General features: G+C 66.6%; 13 protein-coding genes. 10 read left to right on the plus strand and 3 right to left on the minus strand.

The genetic code is table 11. The features are described 5' to 3' along the window. The first annotated feature begins 46 nt into the window (after positions 1-46). The 8 genes from GMOLON4_RS00220 to gatB all read left to right on the plus strand — a co-directional run bounded on the left by GMOLON4_RS00220 (position 47) and on the right by gatB (position 10,091). A complete protein-coding gene (locus GMOLON4_RS00220; protein ID WP_084147553.1) occupies positions 47-1,933 on the plus strand; it encodes an ABC transporter ATP-binding protein in 1,887 nt (628 codons plus the stop codon). Between the two features lie 10 nt (positions 1,934-1,943). Then, the gene (mnmA, locus tag GMOLON4_RS00225; RefSeq protein ID WP_084147552.1) at positions 1,944-3,092 is read left to right on the plus strand and encodes a tRNA 2-thiouridine(34) synthase MnmA; all 1,149 of its coding nucleotides are present in this window, start codon (positions 1,944-1,946) and stop codon (positions 3,090-3,092) included. 8 nt (positions 3,093-3,100) lie between these two features. Beyond that, positions 3,101-3,574, plus strand: coding sequence for an SdpI family protein (locus GMOLON4_RS00230; protein WP_026937182.1), 474 nt, complete (start codon positions 3,101-3,103; stop codon positions 3,572-3,574). 5 nt (positions 3,575-3,579) lie between these two features. Beyond that, complete coding sequence (ligA, locus tag GMOLON4_RS00235) at positions 3,580-5,874, plus strand: NAD-dependent DNA ligase LigA (protein ID WP_026937181.1); 2,295 nt, start codon at positions 3,580-3,582, stop codon at positions 5,872-5,874. Between the two features lie 194 nt (positions 5,875-6,068). Beyond that, positions 6,069-6,704, plus strand: a complete 636-nt coding sequence (locus tag GMOLON4_RS00240) for a DUF6882 domain-containing protein (protein WP_035732977.1) — start codon at positions 6,069-6,071, stop codon at positions 6,702-6,704. Positions 6,705-6,750: 46 nt separating this feature from the next. Next, a complete protein-coding gene (gene gatC / locus GMOLON4_RS00245) occupies positions 6,751-7,050 on the plus strand; it encodes an Asp-tRNA(Asn)/Glu-tRNA(Gln) amidotransferase subunit GatC (protein ID WP_026937179.1) in 300 nt (99 codons plus the stop codon). A 9-nt stretch (positions 7,051-7,059) separates the two neighbouring features. Continuing rightward, positions 7,060-8,577, plus strand: a complete 1,518-nt coding sequence (gatA, locus tag GMOLON4_RS00250; protein ID WP_026937178.1) for an Asp-tRNA(Asn)/Glu-tRNA(Gln) amidotransferase subunit GatA — start codon at positions 7,060-7,062, stop codon at positions 8,575-8,577. Then, a complete protein-coding gene (gene gatB, locus GMOLON4_RS00255) occupies positions 8,577-10,091 on the plus strand; it encodes an Asp-tRNA(Asn)/Glu-tRNA(Gln) amidotransferase subunit GatB (RefSeq protein WP_026937177.1) in 1,515 nt (504 codons plus the stop codon). The genes gatA and gatB overlap by 1 nt, the downstream gene beginning before the upstream one ends. Positions 10,092-10,250: 159 nt before the next feature. On the opposite strand, the gene GMOLON4_RS00260 is transcribed toward gatB, so the two are convergent. Further along, positions 10,251-10,934, minus strand: coding sequence for an MBL fold metallo-hydrolase (locus GMOLON4_RS00260; protein WP_245575470.1), 684 nt, complete (start codon positions 10,932-10,934; stop codon positions 10,251-10,253). Between the two features lie 172 nt (positions 10,935-11,106). On the opposite strand from GMOLON4_RS00260, the gene GMOLON4_RS00265 reads away from it, so the two are divergent. Then, complete coding sequence (locus GMOLON4_RS00265) at positions 11,107-11,790, plus strand: NUDIX hydrolase (protein WP_106486590.1); 684 nt, start codon at positions 11,107-11,109, stop codon at positions 11,788-11,790. 88 nt (positions 11,791-11,878) lie between these two features. Here GMOLON4_RS00265 and GMOLON4_RS00270 read toward each other — a convergent pair whose 3' ends face one another. Both GMOLON4_RS00270 and GMOLON4_RS00275 read right to left on the minus strand, forming a co-directional pair. Further along, on the minus strand, positions 11,879-12,760 hold the full coding sequence (locus GMOLON4_RS00270; RefSeq protein WP_051266977.1) for an acyl-CoA thioesterase: 882 nt from the start codon (positions 12,758-12,760) through the stop codon (positions 11,879-11,881). Positions 12,761-12,794: 34 nt separating this feature from the next. Next, positions 12,795-14,495 (minus strand): AMP-binding protein, encoded by a 1,701-nt coding sequence (locus GMOLON4_RS00275; protein WP_245575469.1) that lies wholly within the window; start codon positions 14,493-14,495, stop codon positions 12,795-12,797. Between the two features lie 58 nt (positions 14,496-14,553). Here GMOLON4_RS00275 and dinB point away from each other — a divergent pair, with 58 nt between their 5' ends. Continuing rightward, positions 14,554-15,837 (plus strand): DNA polymerase IV, encoded by a 1,284-nt coding sequence (gene dinB, locus GMOLON4_RS00280; RefSeq protein WP_035732976.1) that lies wholly within the window; start codon positions 14,554-14,556, stop codon positions 15,835-15,837. Positions 15,838-16,245: the final 408 nt, after the last annotated feature.

A 16,245-nucleotide genomic window follows, 5' to 3' on the forward strand; every position in this document is an offset into this window, starting at 1 on the left:
CCGAGCCTCGAGTGGAACAGGCGGCGCAGACCGTAGAGTCGTCCTCATGAGCATGATGCCACCCGGCGCGGGCGGCGGTCGCGGCGGCGGCCGTCCGCCAGCCTTCCGCGATGAGTCCGAACTGCGCTCCCAGAACTCCGAGGCACCCGAGGTCGAGAACCTGTGGCGCAAGATCGGGGCGCTCTTTACGCCGTATCGCGGCGAGCTGCTGCTCTCGCTCGTGCTCGTGCTCGTCACCGCGGCGCTCGGGGTCCTGCCCGCGCTGCTGACCCAGCAGGCCTTCGACCGGGGCCTGTTCCCGGTCGGTGGCGGCGGACCGAACCTGGTCGCGCTGTGGTGGGTCCTCGCCGCGATGGTCGCCGTGCTCATCCTCAACTCGGGCCTGTCGATCTGGCAGAGCTGGCTGACCGCGCTGATCGGCAACAGCGTCACTGCCGACCTGCGCATCCGTCTCTTCGACAAGCTGCAGCAGATGGAGCTCGCGTTCTTCGCGCGCACTAAGACCGGCGAAATCCAGTCGCGGCTGCAGAACGACGTGGGTGGCGTGGCCACCACGCTGCAGAACACGTTCACCTCGGTGATCGGCAACGTCGTCGCGACGATCGCGTCGATCGCGGCGATGTTCGTGCTGAACTGGCAGCTCGCGATCCTGTCGCTCATCATCATGCCGCCGCTCGTCGCGATGCAGCGACGCGTCGGGCAGCGTCGCGCGCGGGTCGCGACGAAGACCCAGCAGTCGCTCGCCGACATGACGGCGATGACGCAGGAATCGCTCTCGGTCTCGGGCATCCTGCTGACCAAGACGCTCGGCCGCGAGGAATCCTCGCTCGACCAGTACCGCGTCGCGAACCGCGAGCAAGTTCGCCTGCAGCGGCAGCTCGCGATGATGGGCCAGTGGTTCTTCGGATTCATGCGCGTCGTGATGGGGCTCGTGCCCGTGGTGATCTACCTCGTCGCCGGTTTTCTCATCGCGGGCGGCACCGGCCTCACCGCGGGCACCATCGTCGCGTTCACGTCGGTGAACAGCCAGATGACCCGGCCGCTCACCGGCCTCATGCGCACCGGGCTCGAGATTCAGACCTCGAAGGCGCTCTTCGCGCGCATCTTCGAGTACCTGGGTCTCAAGCCCGCGATCGAGGATTCGGAAGAGCCCAAGGCACCGAACCCCGATCGCGCCGGCGAGGTGGAATTCGACCACGTCTCGTTCCGCTATCCGGACCAGTCGAAGGACGAACCGGCGACGCTGAGCGACGTGAGCTTCACCGTGCACGCGGGCGAGATGGCCGCGTTCGTCGGGCCGTCCGGCGCGGGCAAGTCCACGATCAGCTACCTCGCGGCCCGGCTCTATGACGCGACCGAGGGCACGGTGCGGTTCGCGGGGGTGGATGTGCGGGACCTCCGTCGCAGCGAAATCATGCGCCACATCGGGCTGGTGAGCCAAGAGTCCTACCTCGTGCACGCGACGATCGCCGAGAACCTGCGCCTCGCGAAACCCGAGGCCTCGATGAGCGAGCTCGAGGAAGCCTGTCGCAAGGCGAGCATCCACGAGCAGATCATGAGCTTCCCGAACGGCTACGAGACCATCGTGGGCGAGCGCGGCTACCGGCTCTCCGGCGGCGAGAAGCAGCGCATCGCGATCGCGCGAGTCCTCCTCAAGGATCCGCCCGTGCTCATCCTCGACGAGGCGACGAGCGCGCTCGACACCGTGAGCGAGCGCCACGTCCAGGAGGCGATCGACGAGGCGAGCCGCGGCCGCACCGTCATCTCGATCGCACACCGGCTGTCGACCATCCGGCATGCGGACGTGATTCACGTGCTCGATCGCGGCCGCATCGTCGAACGCGGTACGCACGAGGAGCTCCTCGGGCTCGGGGGCCACTACGCCGATCTCTACCGGGAGCAGGACCCCTTGACGGATTCGGCTCACGAGTAGAATCGAGGGCATGAAGGTACTAGCAGCAATGAGCGGCGGGGTCGATTCCTCCGTCGCAGCAGCGAGGGCGGTGGACGCCGGGCACGACGTGGTTGGCGTACATCTCGCACTCTCGCGTGCGGGTGGCACGCTGCGGGCCGGTTCGCGGGGATGCTGCACGATCGAGGACGCGATGGATGCACGGCGCGTCGCCGACGAGCTCGGCATCCCGTTCTATGTATGGGACTTCTCGGAGCGATTCCGCCTCGACGTCGTCGATGACTTCATCGCCGAGTACGAGCAGGGACGCACGCCGAACCCGTGCCTGCGGTGCAATGAGAAGATCAAGTTTGCCGCCCTCCTCGACAAGGCGATCGACCTCGGCTTCGACCAGGTCGTCACCGGGCACTACGCCCACATCATCGACCGCGAGGACGGCGTGCGCGAGCTGCACCGCGCGAGCGAAGAATCGAAGGACCAGTCGTACGTGCTCGGTGTGCTCACCGAGCAGCAGCTGGCGTACTGTTCCTTCCCGCTCGGGGAAACGCCCTCGAAGGAACTCGTGCGAGCCGAGGCCGAGCACCGAGGCTTCGTCACCGCGAACAAGCCCGACAGCTACGACATCTGCTTCATCCCGGACGGCGACACGAAGACCTGGCTCGGGGGACACATCCCGATGCGCCCGGGCGCGATCGTCGACCGCGATGGCGAGCAGCTCGGCGAACACGATGGCGCCGTGGGCTTCACGATTGGTCAGCGAAAGGGCCTGAAGCTTGGCCAGCCCGCCGCTGACGGCAAGCCCCGGTTCGTCCTTGGCACCGACCCCGCGAGCAACACCGTGGTGGTTGGGCCCAAGGAGGCGCTCGCGATCGGCGAGATTTCCGGGCAGCGCTGGACGTGGGCCGGGCCGAAGCCGAACATGGACCAGTTCCGTTGCGACGTGCAGATTCGCGCGCACGGCGAGACCGTGCCGGGCGAGTGCATCATCCGCGCTGCCGACACGGCGACCCGACCGGACGCGACCGAGCCCGGCATTGAGATCGCGGTGCGGGTCGATGAGCCACTGGTCGGCGTCGCGCCGGGCCAGACCGCGGTGATCTACGACGGCACCCGCGTCGTCGGCCAATTCACGATCGACCGCGCGACTTCCCAACTTGATATCGCAGCGCTCGCTGCCTAGGAGACTCCTTGACCAACGCCACAAACGGCCTGCCCACCCTTAAAGACGGTCAGGCCGTTGACCAGCTGTCCGATCGCGCCGAGCGATGGGCGAAAAAATATAAGAACCAGTCCGACGAGAAGCAGTTCCTAGTAGATTTCGATGCGAAGTTCCGCCCCGAGGCGGCAAAACTCGCGGCCCAGTGCACCGTAGGGGCGCGCCCTTTTGGCCTCAAGGAATGGATCATCGCCGTCCCGCTGTGGCTCATTCTCGGCGCGATCGTCTTCTTTGGGTCGGTGCTATTGATGCAGCCGACGGGCGTATGGTTCTGGGTATTCTTGGTCGTCGCGGTGCTCATCGCGATCGTTGGCATCGCGTACGTCTACTACGACACCACGAGTGAGAAGCGTGCGGCGAAGCGACTGGCCGACAAAGTCGACTGGCTGCTCGGCGTGAGCCGCAAGACGGCGACCGACACGATCCGAGGCGTGACGAAGGGGTAACAACCATGGCGACCGAGGCCGATACCGGAGTGGACTTCGAGACTGCGCGTGCCGAGGTTGATCGGCTTCGAGAGCAGATCGCCGCGTGGGCGGACAGCTACTACGCGAAGGACGTGCAGGAGGTCCCGGACGCCGAGTACGACGCCGCGATGGCCCGACTCCGGGAACTCGAGGAAGCGCATCCCGAGCTCGAGTCTCAGGACTCGCCGACGCAGACCATCGGGGGCCGCGCATCCACCCTCTTCGCCCCGGTCGTGCACCGGGAACGGATGCTCTCGCTCGACAACGTGTTTGCGACCGAAGAGCTCGAAGCGTGGCTCGTGCGCACGAACGCGGCCGCGGGCGGCGACGTCGCGTGGCTGACCGAGCTCAAGATCGACGGCCTCGCGATCTCGCTCACGTACGAGCGCGGTCGGCTCACGAAGGCCGCGACCCGCGGTGACGGTCGCACCGGTGAGGATGTGACCGAGAACGTCGAGTTCATCCGCGCCATCCCGCAGCGGCTCGCGGGCGAGGCGGATGCGCTGCCGGAGGTCGTCGAGGTCCGGGGCGAGGTCTTCTTCCGTGTCGATGATTTTGAGGAACTCAACGCCCTGCAGGTCGCCGCGGGGGAGAGCGCCTTCGCGAATCCGCGCAATGCGGCCTCGGGCTCGCTGCGGCAGAAGGCCGAGGGCAAGTCCGCCGATCGCCTGCAGCTGATGCGTGATCGGCTGAGCCGACTCAGCATGTATGTGCACGGCATTGGTGCGTGGGCGAACCCGCCGGTTGCGAATCAGTCGGAAGTGTACGAGTTGCTGTCGTCCTGGGGCCTGCCGACGAGCCCGCACACGCGGGTGTGCCATGCGACCGCGGAGGTGCTGGAGTACGTCACGGAGTTCGGCGAGCGCCGCGCCAGCATCGAGCACCAGCTCGACGGGATCGTCGTCAAGGTCGACGACCTCGCGCAGCACGAGGAGCTCGGGGCGACCTCGCGGGCGCCGCGCTGGGCGATCGCCTACAAGTACCCGCCCGAGGAAGTGCACACCGAGCTGCTCGACATTCGCGTCGGCGTCGGCCGGACGGGGCGCGTGACGCCCTACGCGGTAATGCGCCCGGTGACGGTGGCGGGCTCGACGGTCACGTTCGCGACGCTGCATAACCAGGACGTCGTGAAGGCGAAGGGCGTGCTGATCGGCGACACAGTGGTGCTGCGCAAGGCCGGCGACGTGATTCCCGAAGTGCTCGGGCCCGTGCTCGAAAAGCGCCCGGCGGATGCGCGCGAGTTCGTCATGCCGACCGAGTGTCCCGAGTGCGGCTCGACGCTGCGCCCGATGAAGGAGGGTGACGTCGACCTGCGCTGCCCGAACGCGCGCAGCTGCCCGGCGCAGGTGCGCGGTCGAGTCGAGCACATCGGCTCGCGCCAGGGCCTCGATATCGAGGTGCTCGGCGAGGTCACGGCTGCGGCCCTGACCCAACCGGATGTGCCCGAGGAGCCGCCGCTGACGACCGAGGCGCGGCTGTTCGAGCTGCAGCTCGAGGAGCTCGTGCCGATCATCGTGACGGTGAAAGACGCCGACACGGGCGAACCGCGCGTCGACAGCGACGGCCAGCCGCGCCAGCGCACGCCCTTCCGCACGAGCACAAAGGCCTACCCGCCTGGTGCCGAGAACATGACGACGGCCGAGCGTCGCGCCGCGGGCATCAAGAAGGACCACGTCGTCTACAGCCCGAGCAAGCAGGCCGAGAAGCTGCTCGAGGAACTCGAGAAGGCGAAGACCAAGGAGCTGTGGCGGCAACTCGTGTCGCTCAACATCCGCCACGTCGGCCCGGTCGCCGCCCGCGCGCTGGCGGACTGGTTTGGTTCGCTCGCCGCGATCCGCGCGGCCTCGGTCGAGGAGCTTTCGAATGTCGAGGGTGTCGGACCGATCATCGCGGAGTCGATCAGCGAGTGGCTCACGGTCGACTGGCACCTCGAGATCATCGACCGCTGGAGCGCAGCCGGCGTGCGGTTCGCGACTCCAGGGCATCCCGGCCCCGGCAACAACGAGGCCGTCGAAGGCCCATTGACCGGGCTTACCGTCGTCGCGACCGGCACGCTCGAGGGCTTCACGCGTGAGGGGGCCAAGGAGGCGATCATTGCCGCGGGGGGCAAGGCCGCCAGCAGCGTGTCGAAGAAGACCGACTTCGTCGCGGCCGGCCCGGGCGCCGGGTCAAAGCTCACGAAGGCCGAGGAATTGGGGATCCCGGTCCTCGATGCCGACGGGTTCCGTGCGCTCCTCGAGGGTGGTCCGGACGCGGTCGCGGGTCTCAGCCAGGCCTAAGCATTCGGGCCGAAACTTTATATCGATTTGCATACAGCATCGATTTCCACTTCGCTTTGCGACGGGACCTCGTTACGCTGTTTCGGTGATTCTTCCCCCGGAATCCCATCATCTCTAGGAGCTCTATGATCAGTGAACACTTGCGCGATTTAGCCGCAATGTCACTGTTCTCGCATGTCCATGCGGAAACGGAAATGACGGCGCTGACGCTCGACTCGCAGTGGCAGGTCGACCTCGACAACGCAACCGTCACGTTCATCAAAGACTCGGAAACCTTCACTTACCCCGTTCAACTCATTGGCTCGATCGCCCAGTCCGCTGGCACGTGGATGTGGGGCTGGCAGAGCTCACACGAGGATCGCCTGCCCGGAAAGGCGTTGCAGCTCGCGAAGCTCGTGCACGATCGCGGCGTCTCCCTCGACATTCCCGAACTCAAGACCCCGGTGATCACCCTCTCGGACACACCGTCGCTCGTCCTGCGCCTCGCGGCCGAGGCACTCGGCGGTGGCTTCCACACGCTGACGGTGGATGCGGGACGCGGCCTCACCCTCCTGTTCGCGGTGGACATGGGCCCGCTGCGGCCGCTGTCGGGGCAAGAACTCGTCGACGTGACGATGCAGGGCGCCGACCTCGGCGTCACCGAGAACCACTTGGATGCGCTCGAGTGCTACGCCCGACACGTCGGGCTCGACTACTCCGTCACCTCCCACGACCCGCTCACCGCGGCGATCGGGAGCCAAGCGGGTGGCATCGAAATCGAAACGGATGAGAGCGGCCGCCTCGTGAGTCTGCGTGAGCAGCCCGTCAAGGTCCAGCGCCGCGCAAGCTAGCAACTAGACTGGCGTGCGTCGTATTCGCATTCGAAGACGGAGCACTATGTCCGACATCACCGCTGCCGAAGTTGCGCACATCGCCAACCTCGCGCGCATCGACCTCACTGATGACGAGGTCGCCGTCATGGCCGAGCAACTCGGGTCCATCCAGCCGCTTATCGAGAAGGTGAGTGAGGTGGCGACCCCAGACATCCCGCCGGCCAGCCACCCACACATCATGAGTAATGTGCTGCGCCCGGACGAGCCGGGAGACGTGCTCGACCGCGCCGACGCGCTGGCGGGCGCCCCCGATCAGGACGGCGAACAGTTCCGCGTTCCCGCAATTCTTGGCGACGAGCAGTAGGAGCGACGAATGACGAATCTCACCACACTGACAGCCGCCGAACTCGCGGCCGCGATCGCCGCGGGCGACACAACCTCGGTTGCCGCGACGCAGGCGCACCTCGAGCGGATCTCCGCCGTCGACGGCTCGATCCACGCGTTCCTCGCGGTTGATGCGGACGGCGCTCTTGCGCAGGCCGAGGCTGCGGACAAGGCGCGCGCCGCCGGTACCCAGACCTCACCGCTCGCGGGTGTCCCCGTCGCGGTCAAGGACAACATCGTCACCAAGGGCCTCGTGACCACCGCGGCCAGCCGCGTGCTCGAGGGTTGGGTGCCGCCGTACGACGCGCACGTCGTTGAGAAGCTCCGCGAGGCGGGCCTGCCCATCCTGGGTAAGACCAACCTCGACGAGTTCGCGATGGGCGCATCCACCGAAATGTCGGGCTATGGCCCGACTCACAACCCGTGGGACCTCGACCGCGTGCCCGGAGGCTCGGGCGGCGGTTCGGCCGCAGCCGTCGCGGCGTACGAGGCGCCGATCGCGCTCGGCACCGACACCGGTGGGTCGATCCGTCAGCCCGCATCCTTCACCGGCACCGTCGGTATGAAGCCGACTTACGGTGCGGTGAGCCGCTACGGCGCCATCGCGATGGGGTCGTCGCTCGACCAGATCGGCCCCGCGAGCCGCACCGTGCTCGACTCGGCGCTGCTGCAGGATGTCATCGGCGGCCACGACCGTCGTGACCAGACCTCGCTGCCCGAGGCGTGGGAGTCCTTCGCGGATGCCGCGCGCGCGGGTCAGCAGCCAGGTTCGATCAAGGGCCTGCGCATCGGTGTGCCGCGCCAGATCGCCGAGGGCGACGCGTATGACGACGAGGTGGCCGCGCTGTTCCAGCGCAACGTCGAGATCCTCCGGCAGCTCGGTGCCGAGGTGACCTGGATCGACACCAAGACGTTCGAGTACGCGGTCGCCGCGTACTACATCCTGATGCCCTCGGAGGTGTCGAGTAACCTCGCCCGCTACGATTCGGTGCGCTACGGCGTGCGCGTCGTGCCCGAGGCTGTGAACGCCAACGTCGAGCGCGTCATGAGCGCGACGCGCGCCGCCGCCCTCGGCCCCGAGGTCAAGCGCCGCATCGTGCTCGGTACCTACACGCTCTCCTCGGGCTATTTCGACGCCTACTACGGATCGGCGCAGAAGGTTCGTACGCTCGTGCAGAACGACTTCGCCGAGGCCTTCAAGCAGGTCGACGTGCTCTTCACCCCGACCGCGCTGAGCGGCGCGAAGAAGTTCGGCGAGCTGACCGAGCCGAAGGACATGTACACGAGCGACCTCACGTCGATCCCGGCGAACCTCGCGGGCGTGCCCGCGATCTCGCTGCCGGGCGGCCTCGTGAACGGCCTGCCGGTCGGCATGCAGTTCATGGCGCCAGCTCGCGGGGATGCGCGCCTCTACCAGGTGAGCGCCGCGCTTGAGCAGGCGCTCGAAGCGGAGCGGGGCACGCCGTTCCACACGCAGGCACCCGTACTGAAGGAGTCGAACCGCTAATGGCTAAGCCAGAACTCATGGACTACGACAAGGCGCTCGAGCTGTACGAGCCGGTCATCGGTCTCGAGGTGCACGTCGAGCTCGCCACCAAGACGAAGATGTTCTCGCCCACGCCGAACCCGGCGTACGAGAACAACGACAAGGACGCGAACACGTGGGTCGGCCCGGTCGACCTCGGCCTGCCCGGAACGCTTCCGGTCGTCAACGAGCAGGCGGTGCACTACTCGATCTCGCTCGGCCTCGCCCTCGGCTGCGAGATCGCGGAGACGACGACCTTCGCCCGGAAGAACTACTTCTACCCGGACAACCCGAAGAACTACCAGATCTCGCAGTACGACGACCCGATCGCGTACGACGGCAAGGTCGAGGTGGAGCTGCAGGACGGCACGGTCTTCTTCGTCGACATCGAGCGCGCCCACATGGAAGAGGATGCGGGCAAGCTCACCCACGTGGGTGGTAACGCGAGCCGCATCCACGGCGCGAGCTCGTCGCTCGTCGACTACAACCGCGCGGGCGTGCCGCTCGTCGAGATCGTGACGAAGCCGATCTTCGGCGGCGAGGACCGCACCCCCGAGCTCGCGGCGCAGTACGTGTCGACGATTCGCGACATCGTGCGTTCCCTCGGCATTTCGCGCGCCCAGATGGAGCGCGGTAACCTGCGGTGCGACGCGAACGTCTCGCTGCGTCCGCGCGGCGCGGAGAAGCTCGGTACCCGCACCGAGACGAAGAACGTGAACTCGTTCCGCTCGATCGAGCGCGCGGTGCGCTACGAGATCCAGCGCCAGGCCGCGATTCTCGCGGGCGGCGGCTCGATCCAGCAGGAGACCCGCCACTGGCACGAGGACACCGGGCGCACCTCGTCGGGCCGTCCGAAGTCAGACGCGGACGACTACCGCTACTTCCCGGAGCCGGACCTCATGCCGATCCAGCCCTCGGCCGAGCTCGTGCAGGAGCTGCGGGATGCGCTGCCGGAGCAGCCGGTGCTGCGTCGCCGCCGCTTCAAGCAGGACTGGGGCTTTGGCGACCAGGAGTTCCAGGACATCGTGAACGGTGGCCTGCTCGACGCTGTCGCCGAGACCGTGGCGGCCGGCGCGACCGCGGCCGGTGCGCGCAAGTGGTGGCTCGGCGAGGTGAGCCGCATCGCGAACGAGCGCGGTAACCACCCGACCGAGGTCGCGACCCCGGAGCAGATCGCGCAGCTCGAAGAGCTGATCGCGGACGGCACCGTCAACGACAAGCTCGCGCGCCAGGTGCTCGAGGGCGTCATCGCAGGCGAGGGCTCGCCGCGTGAGGTCGTGGAGTCCCGCGGGCTCGCCGTGGTCTCGGATGACGGCGCGCTCATCGCGGCCATCGACGAGGCGTTGGCAGCTCAGCCGGACGTGCTCGCGAAGATCAAGGACGGCAAGGTCCAGGCCGCCGGCGCGATCATCGGTGCGGTCATGAAGGCTATGGGTGGCCAGGCGGATGCCAAGCGCGTGCGCGAGCTCATCCTCGAGCGCGCCGCGAGCAACTAGGTCGCGTCCCGGACGAATACACCGCGGGCCACGCTTCGTTAGACGAGCGAAGTGTGGCCCGCGAACACTGTCAGGCCCTCGCGTAGGCGGGCGGCACCTGCGGTATTGCCCGTGCCTTGAGTGACGGTCGAAGACCGCCGATTCGAAAGGCCCGCCGCGCTACCCGCGCAGGTACTGCAGCTGGGCCTCGATGGACAGCCGCGCGGCACCCAACACGCGCTGCGGCGCATCCGCGTACACGATCGCGAGGACATCCTCGACGCTGGTCGCATCCCCGTTCGGGTGCTCGGCGACAACCTGCTCGACCTGCGCGAGGCGCTTCTTGCGGTGCGCACGCAACTTTCTCGCCTCATCCGCCGCGCTCGCGATCTCGGGCCCGTGACCCGGGAAGATGCGCGCGTCCCCGAGGGCCTCGATCTTGTCGAGCGACTCGAGGTAGTCCGCGATCGAACCGTCCGGGTGCACGATCACGGTGGTCGAACCGCCGAGGATCGTGTCGCCAGTGAGCACTGCACCGTGCTCGCCGAACTCGGGCAGCACAATGCTGATCGAGTCCGAGGTGTGGCCAGGTGTGGCGAGGATGCGGAGGGTCGTTCCCGCGGCCTCGATCACCTCGCCGTCGATAACGGGAGCGCCATTACGGCAGTACTCGGCTCGTAGGGCACGCGCGGGGGCACCGGTGAGCTGCACGAAACTGTCGATCGACTCGGTGTGGTCGATGTGCTCGTGCGTGAATATCACCAACTCGACCTCGCCCGCTGCGGCGACGATCGCATCCAGGTGCTCGGCCATATCTGGACCCGGGTCAACCACGACCGATCGTCCGGAATTCGCTCCAAGCACATAACTGTTTGTACCCTGGAGCGTCATGTGGTTTGGATTTGGGGCCAGGATGCACTGAACTAGGCTCTTAGGGCCATCGAGGGTGGTCATATCTACAGGCTACTCGTCCGCACAGGATGAGGACGGTAGTGTGCGAGACACGCACTTCACGACAACGGAAGGCAAGTTGGATATGCAGTCAGCGGACCGGAACGGGACTCGACTTGCCGCGACGGCAATCTTGATGCGTGACGGTGAGTCGGGGCTGGAGACGCTCATGATGAAGCGTCCGGCGAAGGGCTCGTTTGCGGATGCATGGGTCTGGCCGGGCGGTGCCGTTGAGGAAGAAGATCACGGGGACGCGCTTGCGCCGAACGAGGCCGAGGGGGCCGCGGCACTCGCAGCGGCCGTTCGCGAGACGCGCGAAGAGACCGGCCTTGAGGCTGACCCGTCGACCTTTGTTGCGCACGCGATCTGGAGCCCGCCCGCAGAAGTGAGGCCGCGGTTTCGCACATGGTTTTTTATGGGCCCGAACCCCGGCGGCACGCCGGTAGCGCATGAGTCCGAGGTCGTGGACCTCGCGTGGGTGCGCCCCGGTGACATGCTCGATGCCCACGCGCGCGAGGAAATCGTCCTCGCGCCGCCAACGTGGGTGACGCTGTTCCAGATCAGCGCATCCAGCAGCACCTCCGAGGCGCTCGAGCGCTGCGCGGCCGAGCCCTTCGAGCACTTCGAGACGCGAGTGCGCGAGGGCGGCAAGATGTTCTGCTGGTTCGGCGACGCGAAGTTCGAGGACGAGGACGGCACCGGTAAAGGCCGCCACCGTCTCGAGGCCACCACCAGGCCCTGGCGCTACGTTAGCGAGCCCGGCCGGTAGCTGAGGCTCGCGCTGGCGCACTGAGCTGCGGTCACGCTGGCCCGCCGCGCACGCGCTACTCGCGTCGCCGGCGCAGGCGAGAGCCCGACTACTCCTTGAGGCGGATCATCGCCTCTTGCGACACGCTCGCGACGAGACGCCCCTGGCGGTCGAAGAACTGGCCGTTCGTGAGGCCGCGACCGTTCTGCGCGGCCGGTGAATCGAGCACGAGCAGCAGCCACTCGTCGGCCCGGGCGAAGCGGTGCCAGCGCAGCCCGTGGTCGAGGCTCGCGACGCGGATGCGCCGGTCGATCCACGCGAGTCCGTGGCGGCGAAGAATCGGATCGAGCATGAGGTAATCGCTCACGTAACACAGCGCGGCGCGGTGCACGGCGGGGTCATCCGGCAGCTGACCCTGCGCCTTGACCCACACCATCTCGCGGGCCTCGCGCCGATCTGCCGGGCGAAGATAGAGTGCGCCATCGACGTGGCGCATCGCGAACGGTCGCCGGTGCACCCAGTAGTTTGCGAGCGACTCACCGGCCACCGCGACCTGGCTGGCCTCGCTCTCGAGAGATTCGGGGTCGGGGATGCGGCCCGGCATCTCGGCCGCGTGGGTTAGCCCGTCCTCTTCGACCTGGAAGCTCGCGATCATCGACCAAATTTGCTGTCCATGCTGGAATGCGCGCACCGAGCGGGTGCTGAACGAGCGGCCGTCGTGGATGCGATCGACCGCGAACGTGATTGGAAAGCGAACGTCGCCGGGGCGTAGGAAGTAACCGTGCATCGAGTGCATTGGCCGGTCCTCGTCAACGGTGAGGCTCGCGGCCATGATCGACTGGGCCGAGACCTGTCCGCCGAAGACGCGACCGTGCGGCATCCACTGGCTCTTCCCGGTGAAGATGTCGTTGCTCGTGCGCGCGCCCGTGTCGACGAGGTTGAGCGTTTCGAGGAATGACTCGAGCGGCGGCAGCTTGTCGATATCGCCCATCTCGGGTGCATCCGAGTCATCGAGCGGGTAGTTCTTAGTCATTCACGATCTTTTCTTTGACTTGGCGACGCAGGACCTTGCCGAGCATGGATTTCGGCAGCTCGTCCCAGACGAGATAGTTGCGGGGCACCTTGTGCTCCGCGAGGAATTCGCGGGCGTGTGCGCGCAGGCCGATCTCGTCGAACTCGGCGCCGTCTTCGAGAACGACGACCGCGGTAATGATTTCCGCGCCGGACTTGCCGCGGGAGACGCCGACGACGGCGCTCTCCGCGATGCCGTCGTACGCGTTCAGCACGCGCTCGACCTCGGAGGGCGCGACGTTGTACCCGCCCGTGATGATGAGCTCTTTCTTGCGGTCGACGATCGTGACGAAACCATCCTCATCCTGCGATACGAGGTCACCGGTGCGCAGCCAGCCGTCCTCGAGCAGGACCTTGGCGGTCTCCTCATCGTTATTCCAGTAGCCCTGGAACACCTGCGGGCCCTTGACAAGCAGCTCGCCGGTCTCGCCGAGCTCGACCTCGACATCGGGATTGTCCTGGTCGACGACCTTCATGTGGGTGGATGGGCAGGGCAGGCCAATCGTGCCGATCTTGCGCTTGTCCGAGAACGGGTTCGCGAAGAGGAACGGCGATGCCTCGGTGAGGCCGTAGCCCTCGTTGAGCTTGCCGCCGGCGACCGCTTCCCAGCGTTCGACGGTGGCGTCCGTCAGCGTCATCGCGCCGGACATCGCGTACCGGGACTGCGATAGGTCGAGATCTGGGTTCTGCTTAGCCACGCGCGCGAGCCGGTCGTACATCGGCGGTACACCGGGGATGAACGTGGCGGGGTGCTTCTTGGATGCGGTGGCGATGAGCTCCGGGTCGAAGGTCGGGAAAAGGGTGACACGCGAGGCCGACACGATGCAGTAGGTGAGGCCCAGCAGCATCCCGAACGAGTGGAACAGCGGGAGGAACGAGTAGATCGTCTCCTCGCCGGGCTTGAACTCGGGCATCCACGCCGAACCCTGTCGGCCGTTCGAGAGGAGGTTCGAGTGGGTGAGGATCGCGCCCTTCGTGGTACCAGTCGTGCCCGAGGTGTAGCTCAGGCAGGCGATGTCGCTCGCTGCGGGGCCGGGGAGTGACTCGGGCACCGGCTGCTGGCCGAGGAGCTTCTCGAAGGGGACGGTGCCCGGCGCCCTTGCGGTGAGCTTCTCCTTCGATTCCTTGGCCTTCGCGACGGGGAGGGACAGCGCGAGGCGCAGCTTCAGCGGCATCATCTTCGTCATGTTGACGGCGATGACGTGCTGCACGTCGACCTCGCCGGCGAGCGACTGCACGGTGGGGGCGACCTTGTCCCACGCGATCGTGATCTTCGCGCCGTGGTCGCGGTACTGGGTGAGCAGCTCGCTGCGGGTGTAGAGCGGGTTGTGCTCGACGGCGATCGCCCCGAGCCGGAGGATCGCGAGGTAGGCGATGACGTGCTGCGGGCAGTTCGGCATCACGAGTGCCACGCGGTCGCCACGCTTCACGCCGATGCGGCGCAGGCCGTTGGCGAAGCGGAGGACGTGCTCGTGCAGCTGACCGAACGTGAGCTCGGCGCCAAAGAATTCGAGTGCGGGGGAGTCCCCGTAGTTGTTGGCCCGGTTCGCTAGCGCGTCGTACATCGACTCGGTCACTGGGTCAATGTCGGTGGGTACGTTCTCGGCATAGTTCTTCGTCCACGCGCGCGTGGCATTCATCTGCTTCGCATCCATAATTTCGAGTCTATGCGTCAGGCGCGAAATGTCGGGGGTTGGGGCGACAATAGGGGGTATGTCGAAGAAGGATTTTGGTGCTCGGGAGGTTGGCGTTGTCGCCGACGACTCGACTGCCACCATCCTTCATGTCGACATGGATGCGTTCTTCGTCGAGGTCGAGTTGCTCGATCGTCCCGATCTGCGCGGCAAACCGGTGGTCGTGGGCGGTTCGGGCGGGCGCGGGGTAGTTTCCTCCGCGAGCTATGAGGCGCGCGCGTTCGGGGTGCGCTCCGCGATGCCGATCGGCCGAGCACTGCAGCTGTGCCCGCACCTCGAGATGCTGCCCGGTCACATGGAGAAATACCGCGCGGCAAGCGCCGTTGTGATGGGCATCTTCCGCGAGATCACGCCGTTGGTCGAGCCGCTTTCGATCGACGAGGCGTTCCTGGATGTGTCTGGGGCCACCCGGTTGTTCGGCTCGCCAACCGAGATCGCGCGGTTGATTCGCGCGCGGGTGCTCGAGCGCACGGGCCTGCCGTGTTCTGTCGGGGTCGCAGCGACGAAGTTCGTGGCGAAGCTCGCGAGCGGGAAATCCAAGCCGAACGGGCTGCTGGTGATTCCCGAGCAGGACACCGTCGCCTTCCTACACCAGCTCCCGGTCGGCGCCATGTGGGGCGTCGGCGACGCGACCGAGAAGCGCCTCGCGAGCCGGGGCATCCACACCGTGTTTGAGCTGGCGCACACGCCCGTGCCGGTGCTGGAGCGGATCGTGGGCAAGGCTGGCGCGGGCCGGCTCTCGGAACTCGCGTGGGGTCGCGACTCGCGAGCGGTACAGACCGAGCGGGCCGAGAAATCGGTCTCTCACGAGCAGACGTTTTTCGACGAGGTGACCTCGCACGCTGAACTCGAGCGGGAGGTGCGGGCCCAGGCGGATGCGGTGGGCACCCGGCTGCGCAAGGCCGGCTTGGTCGCGGGCACGATCGCTCTGAAGTTGCGGTGGTCGAGCTTCGAGACGATCACTCGGCAGACCCGGCTTTCCCGGCCGACCGACACAGGGCTGACGATTTTCAAGGCGGCGAGTGGGCTGCTCGACGAGGCGCACCGCGAGGGGCAGGCCGTGCGGTTGATCGGTGTGCGCGCCGACCAGCTTGCGGTGGGCGGCGAGGGGATGGCGCTCACGCTGTGGGACGAGGAACAGACCGACGAATGGGACACCGCCGAGCGCACCATCGACCAGGCGACGACCCGGTTCGGTCGGGATGCGCTGCGCCCCGCATCCCTGCTCGGCCGCCGCGAACGTCGCGACCGCGGCACCGGCCTCAGTGAGCGCCCGAACCGCCCCTCCCAGGGGTTTGACTGACTGTTGCTGTCGGCACGACCGTTCACCATCGGCGCTCGTCTGGAATGAATCTTCGCTTTCGTCCCGAAGCCTGGCTGGAATTTTCATGTCCGCCACGAAGCGTGGCTACGAGTTTTAAGCCACGCAAATGATGATTTGAAAAATCCCGCCGAATGGCTTTCACCGAGGCTATATACCTCCACACCAGCTATTTGGCGTTCATTTTCAGACGTGAAAAGTGCGGTCTGAAGATTTAAGCCCGCGTTTGCTTTTGCGTGAAATTTTAGGCCACCCCTGATTGCGGTGTGAAGATGTTGACCGAATTTCTTGAGGTCACGAGCAGTCGGAACGCGCCCGCTGTCAACTTTGTCGTTTGATAGACTAATGGCATGTGTTCTCGTGCATTGATCGCCTTCGTTCGGATTCGCC

Origin of the sequence: Gulosibacter molinativorax, from assembly GCF_003010915.2 — a bacterium.
GTDB lineage: Bacteria > Actinomycetota > Actinomycetes > Actinomycetales > Microbacteriaceae > Gulosibacter > Gulosibacter molinativorax.